The following is a 19,328-nucleotide window of genomic DNA, read 5'->3' as shown; positions in this document are numbered from 1 at the left end:
TGTAACGTAATATTAAGTCTCGGAAGAGGGAATCCTCGTTCTCAATTCATGCCAAGCTGTCATGTTGTCGTTATCGGTGCTGGAATTGGTGGTCTCACGGCTGGGGCATTACTCGCTCGTCGAGGCTACTCAGTCTTAGTTTTGGATCAAGCTCTGGTGCCTGGGGGATGTGCTTCCACGTTCAAACGCAAAGGATTTACCTTTGATGTGGGAGCGACTCAGGTGGCTGGACTGGAACCGGGGGGGATTCATCACCGGATTTTTCAGGAACTAGAAATTGAAATCCCAGCAGCGACGCCTTGCGATCCAGCTTGTGCCGTGTATCTACCGGGAGAAACCGAACCGATTAACGTCTGGCGCGACCCCCAAAAGTGGCAGGCGGAGCGAAGTCGGCAGTTTCCCGGAAGCGAACCATTTTGGGAGTTGTTGGCGACTTTATTCCGAGCCAGCTTTGCATTTCAATCGCGCGATCCGGTGCTACCGCCGCGAAATTTGTGGGACTTATGGCAGATGGTATCAGCGGTTCGTCCCGATACGTTGATTACTTTGCCCTACACTTTTTTGACGGTGGGAGACGCTTTGCGGGGGTATGGATTGGGCGATAATCAGCGTCTGAGAACGTTTCTGGATTTGCAGCTCAAGCTTTATTCTCAGGTAGATGCTGAAGAAACGGCTCTGCTTTATGCAGCGACTGCTTTGAGTGTGTCCCAAGAGCCACAGGGACTATTTCATCTCCAAGGCAGTATGCAGGTGTTGAGCGATCGCCTAGTCTCCTCTTTAGAGAGAGATGCTGGCAAGCTGTTGATGCGCCACACCGTTGAACGCATCCACACCACAAATGGCAAAGCCACTGGTGTCGTTATTCGCAATCAAAAAACTGGCGCTGTCTGGACAGAACCCGCTGACCATGTCGTTGCCAATGTCACCGCCCAAAATTTGGTGCAACTTTTGGAAGCAGAGACACCAGAGGGAATTCCTAGTTCGGAACCCAAAACCCAAAATCGCTATCGTCGTCGAGTCGATAAACTTCCCCCATCGTCGGGAGCATTTGTGGTGTATCTCGGTGTCGATCGAAGCGCGATTTCCTCAGGATGCCCGCCTCATTTGCAGTTTCTCTACGATTATGACGGCCCGATTGGAGAAAATAACTCCCTATTTGTCTCAGTGAGCCACCCTAAAGATGGTCGCGCCCCAGAAGGTAAAGCAACTATCATTGCGTCTTCCTTCGTTGACACTCGGAATTGGTGGCAATCTGAGGATTATGAACAGTTAAAGCAACAATATACCGAGGAAGCGATCGCTCGTCTGAGCCAATTTTTTCACTTGACACCAGAAACCATCGTCCATCAAGAAGCCGCTACACCCCGCACCTTTGCCCGCTTCACAGCACGCGATCGCGGCATTGTCGGCGGAATTGGTCAGCGAGTTTCTACCTTTGGCCCCTTTGGCTTTGCCAATCGCACACCCGTGAATCATTTGTGGCTAGTGGGAGATTCCACCCATCCCGGCGAAGGAACCGCAGGCGTCAGCTACTCCGCCCTCACCGTGGTGCGCCAAATCGAAAATACCAAGAATTGATTCAGATGCAAGTGTTACAAATATAGCAATCCTATTTGAGTTGTGAGCCAGCCTTTCAGATCCCCGACTTCTTTCTCGAAGTCGGGGATCTTGCGTTTACGAATCATTTAGGACTGGATCTAAGTGTTATTAATATGCGCGGTAATTACGTTTAAAGCTTACAGAAAACCAGAATACCTCGGCTAAGGTAAAGGCATACTGATTTTCTGTAAGGCAATCAGCGACGTAAAACTCAATCGGATTCGACAATCGACCCGCTATTAAACGCTACCCTTTTTTAGCCCTCGTTACGAGTACCGCCCTGTTGTGGCGTGCTTAGCTCCAACAAATCCGGTGTAGCAAAAAAGCCAAAGTACACCGCGATCGCGGCGGTGACTGCATGAAGCCAGACATCGTTGCCAAAGATTGGGATCAAGCCCAAGGTTGACTGGGTAGCCGGAAAAAGCCCCATTAGCGTTAGCACCCCATAGAAAATTCCCAAAACTCCACTATAGAGACGAGAACTGTCTAAGGCGATGGATGCAAAAATTCCCAGAAGTCCTACGACAAGGTGAACAACATTATGTAAGACATTGATGGGGAATAACCCCAGTAAGTAACCGTATCCACTTGTGTATCCAAGACCCGCCATATCAGGCGTAACCGTAGGCGCTTTCACAAAGGCGGGAATAAATCCCATTACACCACAAAGGAAAAAGAAAATGCCGATAATTAACGCAAATTTTTGCGCTGGGTTCATGCCTTTCATCATTAACTTCCCGTACAAATTTGTATTTAATCTAAGCAGGATTATCAGCTCATTCGCCTTTCCTAAGGAAGAGGTCTTGAATCTACCTAGAGAAAGGGTTTATGTTAAAGGCGAATGTAGTCGATCGTACAACTGTAGCCAACTTAGACTACTAACCTACACTGATCGCTTGTCCCGTCTTAATTTCAGTAGTTGTTTATAAATTAGATTTGTAAATTCGATGGGTACAAAGAGGAGCTGTTAGCAATTAATTCACGCGAATTAGATAGCAGTGTAACTTCAGCATAATTAGGTAATGCTCGCTATTGAGGCGGTTGAGGTAAGGCAAAAAATCACTATTGCAAACGATTAAACTTACTCCGAAGGTCAAAAGAATATGCGTAGATTGGGAAGGCAAGTGCGCTCTGTGCAGGCTGTGCTAAAACCACAATTAATCCGGAAACTCAAAGCAGAAAAAGCTAAACTACTGCGCCAATATCATAATTGGCTGGCTAACCCATTGATCGCAGACATTGTTGTTAATTCCCGCGATATCACCAAACGCAAAGCTGCTGAAGCTGTACTGAATCAGGCGAACGAAGCCTTAGAAATTCGAGTTGAGGGTACTACTGCATTAACAGAAACCAACCATCAATTGCGGCAAGAAATTATCGAAGGCAAAAAAGCTCTGGATGAGTTGCGAGAAAGTGAAGAACGGTTCCGTTGTTTGAGTAGCTACTCGCCAGTGGGGATTTTTTTGGCAAATATGGAGGGGTGTTGCATCTACACAAATCTCCGCTGTCAAGCCATCTGTGGCTTTACCTTGGAGGAGAGTTTGCAAGAAGGGTGGTTGCAGGTGGTTCACCCAAGCGATCGCGATCGCGTCTTTGCAGATTGGTTAACACATACTCGTGAACGGAGAGAATACTCTGACGAGTTTCGCTTTCAAACTAAGGAAGGAATTGTGCGTTGGGTTCGCGTTCAGTCTTCACCGATGTTCTCCGATCGAGGAGAATTTATCGGTCATGTTGGAATTTTAGAAGACATTAGTGAAAGCCTGCGACACGCTACGCTACGCCAGCAAGCAGAGGAACAGCTAACACAGCAACGCAGCCAGCAGAAAGCCATCCTCGATAATATTCCCCATTTAGCTTGGTTAAAAGACAAAGAAAGCAGATTCATTGCCGTCAACGAAGCATTTGGCAAAGCCTGCGGACTCGAACCAGAAGACTTAATTGGGAAGACAGATTTAGATATTTGGCATCCAGATTTAGCCGAAAGATATCGAGAGGACGATCGAGAGGTGATGAAAATCGGCAAGCGCAAGCGTGTCGAAGAACCCGCAGTCTACCAAGAAGGAAAGATGCTATGGACAGAAACAATTAAAACCCCAATTTTTAATAACACCGGGGAGGTAATCGGAACAACCGGGATTGCAGTCGATATCACCGAGCGCAAGCAGTCAGAGGAAGCACTCCACCGCCGCGAACAAGAGTTTAAAGCACTGGCTGACAATTCCCCTGATATCATTTCCCGATTTGGCAAACAATTGCAACATTTATATGTCAATTCCGCTGTAGAACGAGCAATCGGAATATCCCCACAAATCTTTATCGGCAAAACTCATCCAGAGTTAGGAATCCAACCAGAAATTTATATTCCTTTTCAACAAATTCTTCAAGATGTGTTTACAACAGGTCAGCCACACGTTTTTGAAAGCAAGTCCTCAGTCAGCGGAAAATGCTATCAAGCTCGTATCGTCCCGGAATTTGCTTTAGATGGGTCAGTGGAGTCTGTGTTAAGTGTCGCTCGTGACATTACTGAGCAAAAGCAGACAGAGGAAGCGCTCCGGGATGCACTTCAGAGACTAAACTTTCATTTTGAAAACTCACCCCTAGCGGTCATAGAGTGGGATTGTAATTTTCGGGTGTCGCGTTGGTCGTCGGAAGCAGAAAAAATCTTCGGGTGGAAAGCGGAGGAAGTCATTGGCAAACATCCCGCTGAGTGGCAGTTTGTCTTTTCTGAAGACGTGCCAACTGTCGATAGCGTTATTCAGCGGCTAATCGATAGCAGCGAACAGCGTAATGTTTCTCGCAACCGCAATTACACTAAGAATGGTTCGGTTGTTTATTGCGAATGGTACAACTCGGCATTATTAGATAAATCGGGCAATTTAGTATCAGTGCTGTCTCTAACTCTGGATGTAACTAAGCGCAAACAGATGGAGGAAGCGTTGCGGGAAAGCGAAACCCGCTTCCGGATTATGGCTGACAACGTGCCTGCCTTGATTTGGATGTCAGACCTTAATTACAAGGGAACATTTTTCAACAAAGCTTGGTTAGATTTTACAGGACGCAATCTTGAACAAGAACTGGGCAACGGTTGGTTAGAAAGTGTACATCCTGATGATTTACGATGTTGCTTGGACACCTATAAATCAGCCTTCAATACTCGCCAACCAGTGCGAGTGGAATACCGCCTCAAGCGTGCTGATGGGAATTATCGCTGGGTTTTAGATACGGGGATTCCGCGCTTCACACCTGATGGCAGCTTTGCGGGTTACATCGGCTCGTGCATAGATATTACGGAGCGCAAACAGGCAGAAGAAGAGATTTTGAATGCTTTGGCAAAAGAGAAAGAACTGAGCGAACTGAAATCTCGCTTTGTCTCTATGACTTCTCACGAGTTCCGCACGCCTTTAAGCATTATTCTGTCTTCTTCCGAATTACTAGAATATTATGGCGATCGCTGGACTCAAGAGGAAAGATTAGAACAACTTCATCTCATTCAATCCTCTGTTAACCACATGACCCATCTGTTAAATGATGTGCTGACATTAGGGAGAGCCGACGCAGCAAGATTAAACTTTAATCCGGTATCCCTTGACCTAATTGAATTTTGTCGGACAATTATTGCCGAAATACAACTTACCGCGAGCCGTGGGCATAAGATTATCTTTACCGGTCGATACCAATTTCTGAGTGTTGGTATGGATAGAAAGTTGCTGCGACAAATTTTAAATAATTTGCTCTCGAACGCTATTAATTATTCACCAAATAACAGCAATATTTATTTTGAAGTTACTTCCCAAGACGGAGAGGCTATTTTAGAAATACAAGATGAAGGAATCGGGATTCCTCTAGCAGATCGATCCCGATTGTTTGAACCGTTTCACCGGGGCACAAATGTTAGTAACATCAATGGTACGGGATTAGGACTGGCAATTGTTAAAAGGTGTGTAGACTTACATCAGGGTAGGATAATAGTAGCTAGTAAAATTGGGCTTGGCACGACATTTAAAGTCGTTCTTCCTTTAAATAACAGATTGACGAGTCAGACCTGTGAAAAAGATTCTGGTGATTGAAGATGAGCCAGCAGTTAGAAGCAACCTTCTCAAACTCCTCAAGGCTGAGGAGTTTGATGCCATTGGTGCGGAAAACGGTTTGGTGGGAGTGCAGTTAGCGAGGGAACACGAACCCGATTTAATTATTTGTGATATCATGATGCCTGATTTTGATGGTTACAGCGTGCTAACTCAATTGCGCCAAGACCAGGTAACGGCAATGATTCCGTTCATTTTTCTTACCGCTAAAACGGAGAGAGAAGACTTGCGCCAAGGGATGCAACTGGGAGCCGATGATTATCTGACGAAGCCGTTTACCAGAGCAGAATTGCTAGGTGCGATCGCTACTCGGCTGAAAAAACAAGAAGCTGTGACACTCCTGCAAGGGAAAATCCAAGAACTCCAGCAGCTCAATATTCAAAAAGATGATTTGCTTGCTAGAGCTTCTCACGATTTGCGAACCCCTCTAGCCAACATGAAGCTGATTATTCAAATGTTGGAAATCATTTCTAATGAAGAACAACAGCAACACTATAGAGCGCTATTAGAAGCTGAATGTATTCGAGAAATAGAACTAGTTAATAATATCTTAGATTTGCATCGTTTAGAATCGGAAAAAAAATTAATTTCTCCAGAAACTTTAATTCTAAAATACTGGCTTCCGACTTTAATTGAGCCATTTAAACCTGGAATAGCTCAGCGCCAGCAAATTTTAAATATTGATTGTTCTCCCGATCTTCCTCCACTGATTTCAGACCGGATTTGTCTGGAGCAAATATTAATAGAGTTGATTGGAAATGCTTGTAAATATACCCCCTCTTTTGGTGAAATATCCATTAGTGTCTATGTGGATTATTCAATAAATATTAATTTAAACTCAAATTCAAGAGTAAACTTTAAAATTACCAATCAAGCAGAAATTTTAAATACAGAATTACCTCGAATTTTTGAAAAATTTTACCGCATTCCTAAGGGTGATATCTGGAAAGAGGGAGGAAGTGGATTAGGGCTATATCTAGTGCAAAATTTGGTCGAAAAAATAGGAGGAACCATTCAGGCTCAAAGCACACAAGGATGGACTACATTTACCGTGCAACTACCCATTCAGACAAGTGCTTAAGTAGAAAAATGTAATTAAATACCAATTGACATAGGTACTAGGATATCGGTGATTTCTCCTTTCCTGGCTCACCCTGGAAGGTTTGTCATTACCTTAAGCATAAGGACATATTGCACCATTCACAGGAAGCTGAGAGTCTGCTTTGAAATTCAGTCCAAAGCTCATAGCTTAAGTTCATTGAAATGGGCTTAAATTTCTACTTAGTCTTCTAAGAGAAAACTTGCTTCTGTTAGCAAGGGGTTGAAACTAGAGACAGGTAATGCGAGTAGTACAAAATGTAAGTTGAAACAGACTAATTTTATAAAAATTCAGTTTTTTAAACCATTCTCTGAGCAATTAGAAGGGAAATTTTATTCTCTGGCGGGATTGAAACAAAGCTCAAGTTTCAACACAAGTGGATAATGACACGACCTGGAAGGATAGGCAAATTAGAACTATTTGAGGCAAAAACTGCGATTCTGTGTAAGATGTAACAAAAATTCTACACAGCAATTTCTCTACTGCATAACAATAAGTAATAGTGGCTTCAGCCTGTTTTTTTCAGAAACAGCTACAGACAAGTTTATGTACATCTATCGCACCTCCCAATTTAACCGAAAGACTCTGTGCTATGGTGTTCAGGCTCAAGTAGATAAATTATGCAACGAACTTGAGCCTTTGAGTATTGATGAGTCACAGGCACGTTTTGAGAGGGTTTATCCCTACTTAAAGCGGAGAGGGGAAAACAATTTACGCCTCATTGCCAGAATTCGACCCGTACAGGACGACCTGGTGCTGTGCCTACTAGACATTTTTCTCCGTGGCTCTAAAGAATACAAAAAGTTCCTGCGAACCCCAGAAGAGTACGGCAAAAAGAATCTCGACTGCCAATTAGATGAGGAAGCGCTAACTGGTTGGCTTCAACAACAGCAACCGTCAGCTAGCAACGTGTCTTCAAGACGCGAACCGCTTCCAGACGATTTGCTTCCCTGGCTAGAGCCTCCAGGCTGGGAGATAGAAAAGGATAAAGACTCTTGGGCAATCCTCTACGAAAGTGATGAGTGGATTGCCAAGTTCAAGAGTCCAGAAATCGGAGAAGACTGGGAAATTTACTATCAAATTATCTCTGGAATAGAAGAAAAATCGAGGAACGCTGAGAAAATTGCTGCATGGCCTGGTGTGTATTTGTGCGGTGAAAATAATTGCTATGTGCTATTTAGCCAACTTGAGACCGCCGATAAACCGCCTCGAAAAGTATTATTTCTCCTAGCATCTTTTGCTCATCGACCTTCTACAGAAGAAATAGCCCAAATAGGGGATGCAACTAATTTATTTAATGGTTCTAAAAATGTTTTATCTAAGCCTTTAACGCTGGATGAACTCACTCCCTTTGCGCGACGGTCTTATCCGAGTTACTTAGTAACAGATAAACAAAGTTGGCTGGCAATTCAAAGAGGAGCAGAAGTAAATCTAGCTCTTTCGGCAGAAGAAGAGGCAATTCTTAACTCGGTGTCAACAACATCAGCACGGGGAAATAATTGTCTGCCGCTTTTCTTAAATGGAAGGGCGGGTAGCGGTAAATCCACCATGCTGCTGTATTTGTTTGCAGATTATTGCTATCGAAAATATTACTACGAACCGGGAAAAGAACTTCCAGGAAAGCCGCTTTTTCTTACTTATAATAAGCGGCTATTAGAGGTTGCGAAAGAGTTTGTGCGCTGTCTGCATACATTCCATCACCGCTTTGTGGCAGATCGAACAGAAGGTTCGGAAATCCCCGATGTCAGTGGCTTCTTTCAGCCGTTTGGGACATTTCTCTTAAACTTACTCCCTTTAGAAGCAGACGATGCGTCACTGGCTAACCGGATGAGCCAGCAACCTTACTCTGCGGGAAACCCTACCGGCTACCGGCATACACTCCAGGAACGTTTCGATTCTCAGAAATACATTTCTTTCCATCGCTTTCGACAGCTTTACCGAGACTCAAAGCTGCCACAAGCACAGGTGTATTCCCCAGAACTTTCCTGGCACGTTATTAGAACTTTCATCAAGGGGTACAGTCTCCGGTACATGACTCCAGAAGACTACCAGGATGAAGTGCCGACTCAGGAACGCACTGTTCCAGCCGCTCAGTTCCAAGAAATTTATAAAACCATCTGGGGACGTTGGTATAAGCGGCTAACAACCGAGCTGGGGTACTGGGACGATCAAGACTTGATTAGATTGGTGCTGGAGCTCAAGTGTTACCGTGCTGAGTACACTGCTATTTTCTGTGATGAGGCGCAAGATTTTACGCGGCTGGAGCTTCAGTTAATTATGCGGCTGTCTGCATTCTCTCAGTGCGATCTGGGATACCAGCCTATGCGTAATTTGCCTTTTGCTTTTGCTGGAGATCCTTTCCAAACCTTGAACCCGACGGGATTTCGTTGGGAGAGCGTACAGGCAGCATTTTACAATGAAGCGATCGCAGCACTCGATCCCACCCAGCGATTAAATCTGCGGATGAACTTCCCGGAGCTGAAGTCTAACTATCGCTCTTGTACTGCGGTGGTGCAAGTGATTAACCTGATTCAATTGTGTCGTCAGGTTCTGTTTAAAATTCCGGCACTTCAGCCGCAAACTGCCTGGAAACAAGGTCAATTTCCCACTCCGCAAAAATTTATTATTGGTCGGAATATTCAAATTGAGCAACTCAAACGCTACCTAAGAGACACGATTATTATCGTGCCTTGTGAGGAAGGAGGAGAGCTTGCCTATGCTCAAAACGATGCAATTCTTTCTCAAATTTTGGCAGAGATTCCAGAGTCAGAACCGCTCAAAAATGTATTGAGTGCTAGTGCAGTTAAAGGATTGGAATTTAAACGAGTCGTTCTCTACAAATTTGGCGAGGAATGTAACAAAGCTGTCTGGAATCTAGTCAATCGACGGGAAGTGTCAAAAGACCTTTTGGCAGACCGCTTATATGAATTTGAATTTTTCTTTAATAAACTCTATGTGGCTGCTTCCAGAGCCAAAGAACGTCTATTTGTTGTTGATTCTCAAATCGGAGACCAGCGGCTTTGGGGGGTCACAGAAACTTATTTAGAAGTGCTTTTACAGCATTCACAAAATCCTGCTTGGCGAGAAAACGTTCAACCCATCCGTTTGGGAAAACCTGAAAGCGCACGGGATCTGCAAGAAGATGACTGGCACTCGATCGCGCAGGAGTTCGAGAGTCGGGGAATGAACTCGGAAGATCCAGATTTCATGAGACGTGCCAGACAGTGTTACAGCGATCGCGCCTACGCTAAAAAAGCAGAAATTTGTGAAGCTTGGGCACTCAAATTTGAGCAGAAATTTAGCGAAGCTGGTCAACGTTTTCTTGTGCTTGGCAAAACAGAAGACGCTTGGGATTGTTTTTGGCAGGGGATGTGTTGGTCAGCATTGTTGAAGCAGTTTGACAAGGCTCCGCCAGGTCGGGAATCAGAGCGGCAAATTGCCCAATTTATGGACAAAAAATTGAGCCAACCTTCTTTAAAGGAGTTCACTCACTTCCTCCAATACTGCATCAAAAGCAACCAGTTGGAGATTCACCGCAACAGCCGACAGTGGAAACTAGCCTTGGAGGAATATGCGACGGGAATTGGGACTTTAATTGCCGGGACAAACCTCCACCCGAATGAGTGGCAGCGATTTGGAGAGGTTCTCGAAGCTTTAGGAGAAGGCTGGAATGGGATGCTCTACCGTGCGGGAACTTGTTTCTACCGCGCCAAGAACTATGAACGTGCCGCGCAATGTTGGGAACGGTGCGATTCTACTCAACAGCGTAAATATTATCTGGCAAAAGCTTCTGTTCTTGGTGTGCCAAATGGTTTGGAGTATTTAGAAAAAGCCGGGGAATCCGAGCAGATTGTTAAGGAGTGGAATCAGGCTGGCAGACCTCATACTCAATTGTGGTTAAAGTATGTTGCGCCAATACTAGAAAAAGGAAAAAGAAAGAGCGGTACGGCAACAAAGGCGAAACAGAAAAAGCGGTAATGAGCGATTAGTTTTTAGATTTTGGCAAAACACCGAATAATCAACTAATGACTAAAAAGAAGGTGAGTTCTCCAGGGACTGAGGTTCTAGACTTTGTTTCCAACCTTGGATTGCCCGTTGAGCGTCGGTGTAGGCAGATGAACCATCGGGGATGTTTTGGGCGATCGCGATCGCTCTTTGTACATCATTCCGCGCCTGATCTTGTGCCATCGCCAACAGTTGATAGCTCCAGCGATTAATCACCTCTCTAGCTTCAGCACCGACTCGCGTCGAGTTACGCACCTGACGAGCCGTTTGAACTGCTTGCGCGATCGCATCCGGTGTTCCTGGATTCGCTAACTGATAAGCGGACTGCAAAATCTCTTGCGATCGCAGTTCTGTCCGCCAACTTTTAATTTTTTCCTGAGCTTCCCCGTAGAGCGCTCGTCCCGATCGAATTTGTCCCGCTGCGGTAATTGCCCCCGGAAGATTACCCGAACTCGCCAAAGCTTGCGCTTGATCCAAATAAGGCTGGTCTTGTACCCGCTCAACTCTGTCTTGCCACCGTCGAATCTTGCCTTGAGCTTCACCGTAGAGCGCTCGTCCCGCTTGAATCTGTCCCGCTGCCGCGATCGCGCCGGAAAGATCCCCTGCATTCGCTAAACCAGTCGCTTGATCCAAATAAGGCTGGTCTTGCATTCGCTCGATTTTGTCAGTCCACTGTCGGATTTTGCGCCTCGCTTCTGTATAAAGAGCGCGTCCTTGACCCACTTGACTCGCTTCGTTAATGGCTTCTTGCAGAGAACTCATATCCCCCAAACTTGCCAGTTGATCGGCGCGAGCGAGATAGGGACGATCTTCTACCGTCTCTATTTGACTCGTCCAGTTATTGACGAGAGATTTTGCTTCTGAGGAGCGGGGATTGGTGCTGGGAACCAGTTGTGCTTCCGCGATCGCTGCACTTAAGTCACCGACCGTTCCGCCTTTTGCCAGTTCCCGCGCCCGATCTAAATGGGCGACATCTTCAATTTCTCGCTGCCAGCGAACAATTAAATCCTGGGCTTTATCGTATAGAGGGCGTCCGGGATTTAGCTTTTGGGCAAGGGCGATCGCATCTTCCAAATCTGAAACCGTTCCCTTCTGAGCGCGAGACTGGGCACTTGCCAGGTCGTTCAAATCTTGCGCTTCGCTTTGTAAATTCAGACTTTCGGGAATTTTACTGGTAATGAGGATGACCGTTTGCCAGTCTTTTCGATCGAGCGCCTCTTGAGCCATATCGATTAATTTGCGCCCAAATTCTGTCACCGCGCCTTGAGCTTCCTTGTATGCCAAACTGCTGGGCGGAATTGCTTGTGCCAGTTTGATCGCCTCCAACAGATTATCTAATCCTCCGCTCTTAGAAAGTTGGAACGCTTTATCCAACTTGGCGCTTTCTTCCCGCGCCGACTGAATTAGATTCACCAGTTGGTCGTACTTGGTTGTTGCCCAGTAGTTATTGCCGATATAGACCAGTTGCACCGCATCGCGAAAAGCCTGAGTCCAGTTAGACTCGCGCACCTCGTCCTCGGCTTTTTTGTAAAGGCCTTCTGCCTTCGACCAGATGGATTGCCAGCGATTTACGCGCTCATCCACCAACTTGTACGCTGGTACGCCCGTGGGGATTTTGCGAGCCATTGCGATCGCTTCGGACAATTGACCCGCTTGGAAGGATTCCTCTCCCAATTTCAAAATCTCCCGCGACCACTCTTCCAGATGCTTGTCAATTTCTGGGCGTAGCGGGTGATCTTCTGGCAAACCGTTCACCAGCGCGATCGCTTCTAGCAAATCTTTTGCCGTCTGCTTAGAAGCTGCTATCTGAGCGCAGCTGAGGCGCAGCGATGCCGAAGCCGTAGGCCAAAAAATGGCTGGGCAGTTGGGAAGCGCTGGCAGGTTAAACAACAGCGCTACCGCTGTAAAACCCAGCCCCCCAGAGAGCAGCACCACCAAGATGCCCCAGAATGCCCAGCTAGTCGGCAAGCGTAAAAAACGTTTAGGTCGAGGTGGCTTGGGTGCTTCTGACGGAGAGTTCGGCAGTGTAGCCGGAATTTGCTGACCCCCCTCTGCTGGTGCAGTACTACCCGCCGGACGCTGAGGACGATCCGTTGGTGGAGGAAGTGGCTGTTTCCCCGGACGCGGTGCTTTTCTGGGGACGGGCTGAGAAGAGTTCTCGCTCGTGTGTGGTTTGCGATCGCTCGGACGCCCAGACGCAGGCACTCGTTTTTGGGATGTCCACCCAGCCGAATTTGAAGACTTGCCGCTCCGCCCGCCATCTGGAATTTCGGGATTTCTAGTCATAGCTTATTCACACCACAACGCGCTTCGCCTGGGACGAATGCTTTTTAGCACAGGCAGTAGTTGCAATCCTACTCCCCTCAGCCGCAAAAAGCTATATTCTCATCCAGAAGTCAAAATCTATAATTCATCATTCACAAGGAAATTTTCAATTCAGCTACAGAATCTAGAATTTTTTCTTACCTTGTGACTTCTAACTTCTGATTCCTAAACAGACTCGGCACGTAAATCCTCAATTAGCGCCGCCAATTCGTCACTGCTGGCGTTGTAAACCTCTCCACAAAAATGGCAAGTCGCTTCGGCACCATCATCTTTTTCAATCATGTCTTGCAGTTCGGCTTCGCCTAGCATCTTCAAAGCACCCAAGACACGGCTCATCGAGCAACCACAGTGAAATTGCAGCATCTGGACTTCTGGTAGGATGACCAGACCCATATCTCCTAGTAGTTGTTCCAAAATCTCCGGCAACGTCTTGCCTGCCTGTAACAAGGGTGTAAAGCCCGCCAGTGCTTCCATTCGAGATTCCAAAAGTTGCACTAAGCTCTCGTCGCTCGCCGCCTTGGGCAGGACTTGCACCAGTAACCCACCAGAAGCCCGGACTGTACCCGCTTCTATAAATACACCCACCGCTAGCGCTGAGGGCGTTTGTTCGGAAGTCACCAGATAGTGGGCAACGTCATCCCCAATTTCACCCGACACCAGCTCAACGGTACTCGAATACGGGTAGCCGTATCCCACATCGCGCACGACATAGAGGTATCCCTCCCGACCGATTGCTCCCCCGACATCTAGTTTTCCTTTGGCATTTGGGGGCAGTTCCACGCTTGGGTTATCTACATACCCTCGTGCGGTTCCGTCCAATCCGGCGTCAACGAGAAGCCCGCCGAGTGGCCCATTTCCTTTTATGCGAATGTTGACCCTTGACCCCTCTCGCTTCATGCTAGAGGCAAGTAATAGCCCAGATGACAGGGTGCGTCCCAGTGCAGCGGTTGCCACGTATGAAAGATTATGACGCTGTCTGGCTTCTTGTGTGAGGCGTGTGGTAATGACCCCAACGGCGCGAATTCCACCCTCTGCCGCCGTGGCACGGATTAACTGATCAGCCATGAAAAGACCTTACATTTCTTAACACACTATACTTTTATTGTAGGCATGGCAGTTAATAGTGAGGTGGTATTTGCGGTGCTAATTATCAGAACCGCCAAAAACAGCTAGTTTTTCAAATAAGAGATAAGAACCTGAATCTTCTATCAGGCACAGATGGATAAACAGGCTAAAAATAAGGATTGAAATATAATTAACATTTTTAAAAATCATTTTTTATGTTGTTTTAGCTAATTTAAAAACAGATATTATATTAAAATTAATTTTTTGTTGTTGATGCAAATCTGAATTTAGAGTATGCATGATAATTCTTAGCTGCCAGGACTATTTAGCCACTACTCTCAAGAAAAACGATTACATTAAGATTAGGAACAGTAAATAGAAACTTCTGTACCAGTAACAACTAATAACAAAGAAACCGCAACTGTTTATGCTAGGAAACTTTCAACAAAGCCATCTTAGAATAGAAGTAAATTCCCCCGCAGCAGCCATCGGCGACAGTCTGCTTCGCCCCAGCCAGCAAAGCCAGTGGTTGTGGCCCCTGCGCCTTTCCGCAGGGCTACCGGAACAACTGTCTGAGGGGTTAATTTACACCAGTTGGGTGGGGCCAGTGGCGATACAACACCAAGTGGAAGTGGCTCAACCCAACTGTCTGCGCCTGCTCTTGAGTCAAGGAATTGACGGTTATCACGAGTGGTACTGGGGAGAACATTGGGTACAGTCACGTCTAGAAGGAGTATCTCTACTGTCGCTGAGTTTGGGGCAAACACTCAGTTTGCTGCGCTTGCGAGAATTTCTAGCATCCCGATCTTAGAACTGAGGGATGAGGACTGAGGACTGAGGGCTGAAGGGTGGCTAGAAGAACGATTTTCATGTTTGGGAATCGCGCGATCGCTATTAAAGACTAACACGAACACAAACTGAGTAAGAGAGACAGAGAAGGTAGATTCTTCAGTGGCTTATTTACAAACACTTTTGCCTTCACTCTGTGGAATAAAAGAAACCCGTTTTCTACCAGAAAACGGGTTTTTATTCAGGCAAAGACAATTTTAAATTTATGTTGGTGACCTAGCTACTGCCTTACCAACCGTTGTTGTTCTTGCTCTTTCACCTCTGTCAGTCCAATTTGCTCTAAGAGCGATAGAAACTCCTGGCGGATCAACCGATCCTTGGGGGAAGTAGCATGGGCAGCTAAAATTACGCCTAGAGTGTCATACCAGTATGCCGATCGAGCATAGATTGCTGCCTTGCCAATCTGCGATCGCGCAGCTGCCAGTTGTTTCTCTAGAGCAGGTGTTGCGGGTACGTGCTTAATCCAGCCTTGAGCAATCTGATCTTCAGAACGTCGTTTCGGATTGCACTTCAGAGTGACTGTCCATAGATATTCCCGTCCTGGAACCAGTTCTGGCAACTCTTTGGACATCTGGAGTTGATTAATCCCTGCCTTGGGTGTTTGAATTGTTTGCTCAATAATTGGCTTAGATACTCCTGGATCAACCAGTGTAAAAGCAAGCGGTACCGATTGGGTGCCCGACAAGTACCAGTAAAAGATGGGATGACCTGATGCAGTCAATCCGGTATGAGTCGTAGGAGCCAACAAAGTCACAGATGTAGGCTGAGACTCAGAGCATTCTATTGGCGATTCGTCAACGCCTCTGGTACCGCCTCTGGGAATCATTCCATCATCGGGTGGCTGATAACGAACTCGCGTTCCCGTTCCAATGGTGCCTCCGGGAGCACCCACATCACCCGGCTCGTAACCAGAACCTGTTGGCGTTTTCGGCACAACATCTGCATAAGCGGTTGAGCTAAAGCCTAAATCAATTGATAGGCGGCTCAATAGAGAATTGAGGGGAAATTCTATTAAACCGAGAAACTGTATCAAAATCAGTGATGCACTTCCTGCTACCTTCGTCCCTAATTTACGGGAAATCACCATAAATCTACAAATGATGTAATGCCAATAAATTTTTAGACGACCATTTGGCGATCGCAGTTTCCAGATCCCGTACTGCAATCCGGGTATTTGTTGTAATTTTTATTACTCTATCAAAACTTGATAAACTTCGGTCTACTGTTGGTACTCTTTGAGCATGACGCTACCAAGCCTATTTGTCGGAAATTTGCCCAGTTCTTCAGCACTAGCAGTTGCTACCAGTTGAGAAGCGGTACCGACAAATTTGGATTGCTGTTGCTGACTTTTGACTTCTCAAAGATTGGATGTTGACAAGAGGGTTGCGATCGCCTGCGAACAAAGAAAGAGCGATCGCACTTGTGTTTTCCTCAAATTTCAGAAATTGAGTGTCAATAGTCATGGGATAGGTTTTGTCAGTAAGCTGTACTTGCGCCGGAATATTAGTAAGTTAGTTTTCTACGCCTTGAACTGAGCAACGTTCACCATGCCAAGCCTTATAAAACTCTGGGTAAGTCATATTTTGGGTACAGTGCCAAATAACATCATATAAATAGTCAAAATACTCAGTTTCCTCAAGTTTAATGTCTACGTATTCCTTAATTTTTTTTACAATTAAACGCAAATGCTTATCTTGTAATACTTTTTTAAAAGCCTCGACAATGATTTCATTATTTGTATTTTTATCCATGAGCTGAACTAGAAAATTGATCGTAGCACCAGGTTCTGCTTGTATTCTACCAAGCATAGATTCAATTGTTCTTGATCGCTCATTCAAGGCTTGCTCTATTATACTTTCATACTCCTTAAGCTGATCTTTCTGCTCTTCAGTTAGTGGAGGCAACTCCGAAATACTGTGCAATGGTTGATTGCGTATTCCCATCTTTTCCAAAATGTAAGTAGCTTCCTCGCTAATATATCTATTCTGGCTATTGTCTCTATAGTAAATCAGTTGATTGATTGCCCTAGGATGATCTATTTCTAGAATTATCTCCCTAGCAGCTTCGGCTATTGGATCAAAATTCGGGTCTTCCCACTTCTCAAAACCCCAATAAAAAATTAGCAGAATTAAATCAGCCAACTTACAGTTTCTGAATTCTGCTGTACCTGCTGCTGCAAGAAAACACGTTCGATACCAATATAAGTTCTTGCAACCATCCATAAAATTCACTAAAGCTTTAATAAAATTATCCTTATGCTTTCTAAATTCTTCATCTTTTTCTATTCCAATCCACAGTAAAATCACCTCTTTCCACTGAGGCTCAAAAATGCGGTAAACACAATCTTTATTCTTATATTGTAAGAATGGGTTAGGGTTATCGTTGTTGTGGTTTAGGAAATAATCCCAATCATCAATCACACAAGCTGCAAAATATTCTTGAAACGTGGGATGGAAGAAGGCATATACTTTTTCATCTGTTTCTGCATCCTTGTAGACAAAATTCAGCCAATGCAACTTTTCAGTTGCTAACTTAAACAAGTCTTCCCCCATGACATCGATCGCAAAACTCTCTCGTATTGCAAACCGTGATTTTTCTTTATCAATTGCTTTCCTTGCCAACAGTCCCAGAGCCGTGTTTAACTCCTTACGCTTTATCCCAGTTGTGGAAAATTGTTCTTGTTTCCAATCATAGAAAGCTTGCGTAAATTGCTCGTAAAGTGCGGCTTTAGTTTTTGGTAAATCGCCTTGGCGAAAATACCAGCTTTGGCACAGTAACGACAACCGCAGTGGGTTTTTGACTAAATCTCGGATGCGCTGATGTCTGTCTTCATCTAGCTTTTCCCGTAACCGTTCCCCTAGTTCTGGTTTTTCAGCTTTGGAAAACCACTCGCAGATAAATTGTCTCACCTGATCTGGTTTATTGCTTTCCCCATAGCTAAAGTCCAAGGTGCGATAAGTATCAAAACCCGGTAAAGCATTAACACTTGCATCCCAGACATTTTGCCGACAAGTCAGCACAGTTCGCGCATCAGCAACCCAGCCTGTGAGTTCTTCCCTGAGTTTGGCTAAAGCTTCGACGGGTGAAGATGCTGGCATTTCATCCACTCCATCCAACAGCAGCAACACTTGACCGCTTTTGAACAGATTTTCTAGTTCTTTCTGCTGTTCCGTGACATCTGAAGTTTTAAGCGCGTCTTTTAGCCACTTCTGACGCAGGTATTCTTCTAAACTTTTATCTCTCAAACTACCCAGAGACACCCAAATTGGGAAACCTGGTGTTTTTGGAGAGAATGCGATCGCTTCTAGCAGAGTAGTTTTCCCGGCTCCCGGTTCGCCAATGATGGCTATGCGTCTCCCTTGGCTCTTTTTGCTTTGTCCCTGCTTAATGACCTGCTCTAGAAACTCTTCATGCTCATAGGTTTGGGTGATTTCTTCCTCATGTAGCTGGAAAAAACCCGATCCTTGCTCTGGTGAAACAGAGAAATCGCCGCTACGTCTGGGTTGGTGTTTGCGCTCGACTAATCCCAGCTCTACATAAAATGCTTTAGAAACTACCTCGGTAGCTTGTCGTCTGATGTTTAGTTTCTGAGACTCCAGCATATCGCGGCAAATTTTTGTCCAGTCATGAGACGCGATCGCACTACCAGCCTCAGTATCTTTGTTTTGCTGTTGTTCTAAATACGCTTTTTCCAGGTAAGCTTGCACTCTCTTAACCTTGCCTTTATCCTCAGACTTAACTTCAGGAAAACTCTCTGCAAGCTTACCGAATATGTCCTTCATACGCTTGTCATAGGCTCGAAGAGCCTTTGCAGGTTCACCTCCTATAACTTCATCTGCAACATCCTGATTTTTCTTATCGATGTTCTGCCGAGCAAATCTGACCAAGAAAACCGCTTTTTGCTCCACAGTCAGGTTGTGGTCAGAGGCTATGACTTTTAGAAAATTATCCCAACCATCCCAGAATTCCATAACGCGATCGCAGTCTCGACAGGTTCTCAGCTTCTTGATTACGAAACTAACCTATTACTTAGCCAACCTCAACTAGAAGAATTCTTCTAGTTTACTAGCGGTGCTTAAACGAAAAACAAGACTCTAAAAAGGTATAATACAGGCATGGCAACCATTTCACGTTATGGTGTGATAAATGAAAGAGACAACTCCCGCCGCCATGCCCCCTTGCTTCAATAGATGGTGCAAACGCTTTGATGATATATTGACGCATCAAGCCCAAAAACGGGAGTTTAGGAACTATATAAGCGGATTATTGGGGGAAAGTGAACGAAAAAACCTGTCTCA

11 protein-coding genes and 1 pseudogene are annotated in these 19,328 nt (G+C 45.4%); 6 read left to right on the top strand and 6 right to left on the bottom strand.

Annotation, left to right across the window (positions count from 1 at the left end; translation table 11 throughout):
* Positions 1-48: 48 nt before the first annotated feature.
* Positions 49-1,578 (top strand): C-3',4' desaturase CrtD, encoded by a 1,530-nt coding sequence (crtD, locus tag NDI44_RS21180; RefSeq protein ID WP_190414620.1) that lies wholly within the window; start codon positions 49-51, stop codon positions 1,576-1,578.
* A 277-nt stretch (positions 1,579-1,855) separates the two neighbouring features.
* On the opposite strand, the gene NDI44_RS21175 is transcribed toward crtD, so the two are convergent.
* Positions 1,856-2,317, bottom strand: coding sequence for a DUF4383 domain-containing protein (locus tag NDI44_RS21175; RefSeq protein ID WP_242033191.1), 462 nt, complete (start codon positions 2,315-2,317; stop codon positions 1,856-1,858).
* 385 nt (positions 2,318-2,702) lie between these two features.
* On the opposite strand from NDI44_RS21175, the gene NDI44_RS21170 reads away from it, so the two are divergent.
* The 3 genes from NDI44_RS21170 (at position 2,703) to NDI44_RS21160 (ending at position 10,764) form a co-directional block, all read left to right on the top strand.
* Positions 2,703-5,669 (top strand): PAS domain S-box protein, encoded by a 2,967-nt coding sequence (locus tag NDI44_RS21170; protein ID WP_190414618.1) that lies wholly within the window; start codon positions 2,703-2,705, stop codon positions 5,667-5,669.
* On the top strand, positions 5,647-6,768 hold the full coding sequence (locus NDI44_RS21165; RefSeq protein ID WP_190414617.1) for a response regulator: 1,122 nt from the start codon (positions 5,647-5,649) through the stop codon (positions 6,766-6,768). Before NDI44_RS21170 ends, NDI44_RS21165 begins: the two co-directional genes overlap by 23 nt.
* Positions 6,769-7,332: 564 nt before the next feature.
* A complete protein-coding gene (locus NDI44_RS21160; RefSeq protein ID WP_190414616.1) occupies positions 7,333-10,764 on the top strand; it encodes a hypothetical protein in 3,432 nt (1,143 codons plus the stop codon).
* Positions 10,765-10,815: 51 nt separating this feature from the next.
* Here the strand turns inward: NDI44_RS21160 and NDI44_RS21155 are convergent, their stop codons facing one another.
* A complete protein-coding gene (locus NDI44_RS21155) occupies positions 10,816-13,077 on the bottom strand; it encodes a chromosome segregation ATPase (RefSeq protein ID WP_190414615.1) in 2,262 nt (753 codons plus the stop codon).
* 204 nt (positions 13,078-13,281) lie between these two features.
* Positions 13,282-14,181, bottom strand: a complete 900-nt coding sequence (gene hslO, locus NDI44_RS21150) for an Hsp33 family molecular chaperone HslO (RefSeq protein WP_190414614.1) — start codon at positions 14,179-14,181, stop codon at positions 13,282-13,284.
* Positions 14,182-14,608: 427 nt separating this feature from the next.
* Between hslO and NDI44_RS21145 the strand changes: the two genes are divergently transcribed.
* On the top strand, positions 14,609-14,992 hold the full coding sequence (locus NDI44_RS21145; protein ID WP_190414613.1) for a hypothetical protein: 384 nt from the start codon (positions 14,609-14,611) through the stop codon (positions 14,990-14,992).
* A gap of 258 nt (positions 14,993-15,250) precedes the next feature.
* Here the strand turns inward: NDI44_RS21145 and NDI44_RS21140 are convergent, their stop codons facing one another.
* From NDI44_RS21140 to NDI44_RS21130, 3 genes are all read right to left on the bottom strand, one after another.
* The gene (locus NDI44_RS21140) at positions 15,251-16,195 is read right to left on the bottom strand and encodes a DUF928 domain-containing protein (RefSeq protein WP_190414612.1); all 945 of its coding nucleotides are present in this window, start codon (positions 16,193-16,195) and stop codon (positions 15,251-15,253) included.
* Positions 16,196-16,319: 124 nt separating this feature from the next.
* On the bottom strand, positions 16,320-16,493 hold the full coding sequence (locus tag NDI44_RS21135) for a hypothetical protein (RefSeq protein ID WP_190414611.1): 174 nt from the start codon (positions 16,491-16,493) through the stop codon (positions 16,320-16,322).
* A 48-nt stretch (positions 16,494-16,541) separates the two neighbouring features.
* Entirely contained in the window at positions 16,542-19,001 is a 2,460-nt protein-coding gene (locus NDI44_RS21130) for an NACHT domain-containing protein (protein ID WP_190414610.1), read from the bottom strand.
* A 175-nt stretch (positions 19,002-19,176) separates the two neighbouring features.
* Here NDI44_RS21130 and NDI44_RS21125 point away from each other — a divergent pair.
* Positions 19,177-19,328 (top strand): annotated as a pseudogene (locus tag NDI44_RS21125) (IS701 family transposase); the annotation flags it as partial.

Origin of the sequence: Trichocoleus sp. DQ-A3, from assembly GCF_039961975.1 — a bacterium.
Classification (GTDB): Bacteria; Cyanobacteriota; Cyanobacteriia; order Cyanobacteriales; family FACHB-T130; genus FACHB-T130.
Note: the sequence above shows the minus strand (reverse complement) of the source record. Positions and strands in the feature narration are given on the sequence as shown.

Coding starts and splice junctions, on each gene's coding strand:
- crtD (WP_190414620.1), top strand. CDS start 49: ATGCCAAGCTGTCATGTTGTCGTTATCGGTGCTGGAATTGGTGGTCTC.
- NDI44_RS21175 (WP_242033191.1), bottom strand. CDS start 2,317: ATGAACCCAGCGCAAAAATTTGCGTTAATTATCGGCATTTTCTTTTTC.
- NDI44_RS21170 (WP_190414618.1), top strand. CDS start 2,703: ATGCGTAGATTGGGAAGGCAAGTGCGCTCTGTGCAGGCTGTGCTAAAA.
- NDI44_RS21160 (WP_190414616.1), top strand. CDS start 7,333: ATGTACATCTATCGCACCTCCCAATTTAACCGAAAGACTCTGTGCTAT.
- NDI44_RS21155 (WP_190414615.1), bottom strand. CDS start 13,077: ATGACTAGAAATCCCGAAATTCCAGATGGCGGGCGGAGCGGCAAGTCT.
- hslO (WP_190414614.1), bottom strand. CDS start 14,181: ATGGCTGATCAGTTAATCCGTGCCACGGCGGCAGAGGGTGGAATTCGC.
- NDI44_RS21145 (WP_190414613.1), top strand. CDS start 14,609: ATGCTAGGAAACTTTCAACAAAGCCATCTTAGAATAGAAGTAAATTCC.
- NDI44_RS21135 (WP_190414611.1), bottom strand. CDS start 16,493: ATGACTATTGACACTCAATTTCTGAAATTTGAGGAAAACACAAGTGCG.
- NDI44_RS21130 (WP_190414610.1), bottom strand. CDS start 19,001: ATGGAATTCTGGGATGGTTGGGATAATTTTCTAAAAGTCATAGCCTCT.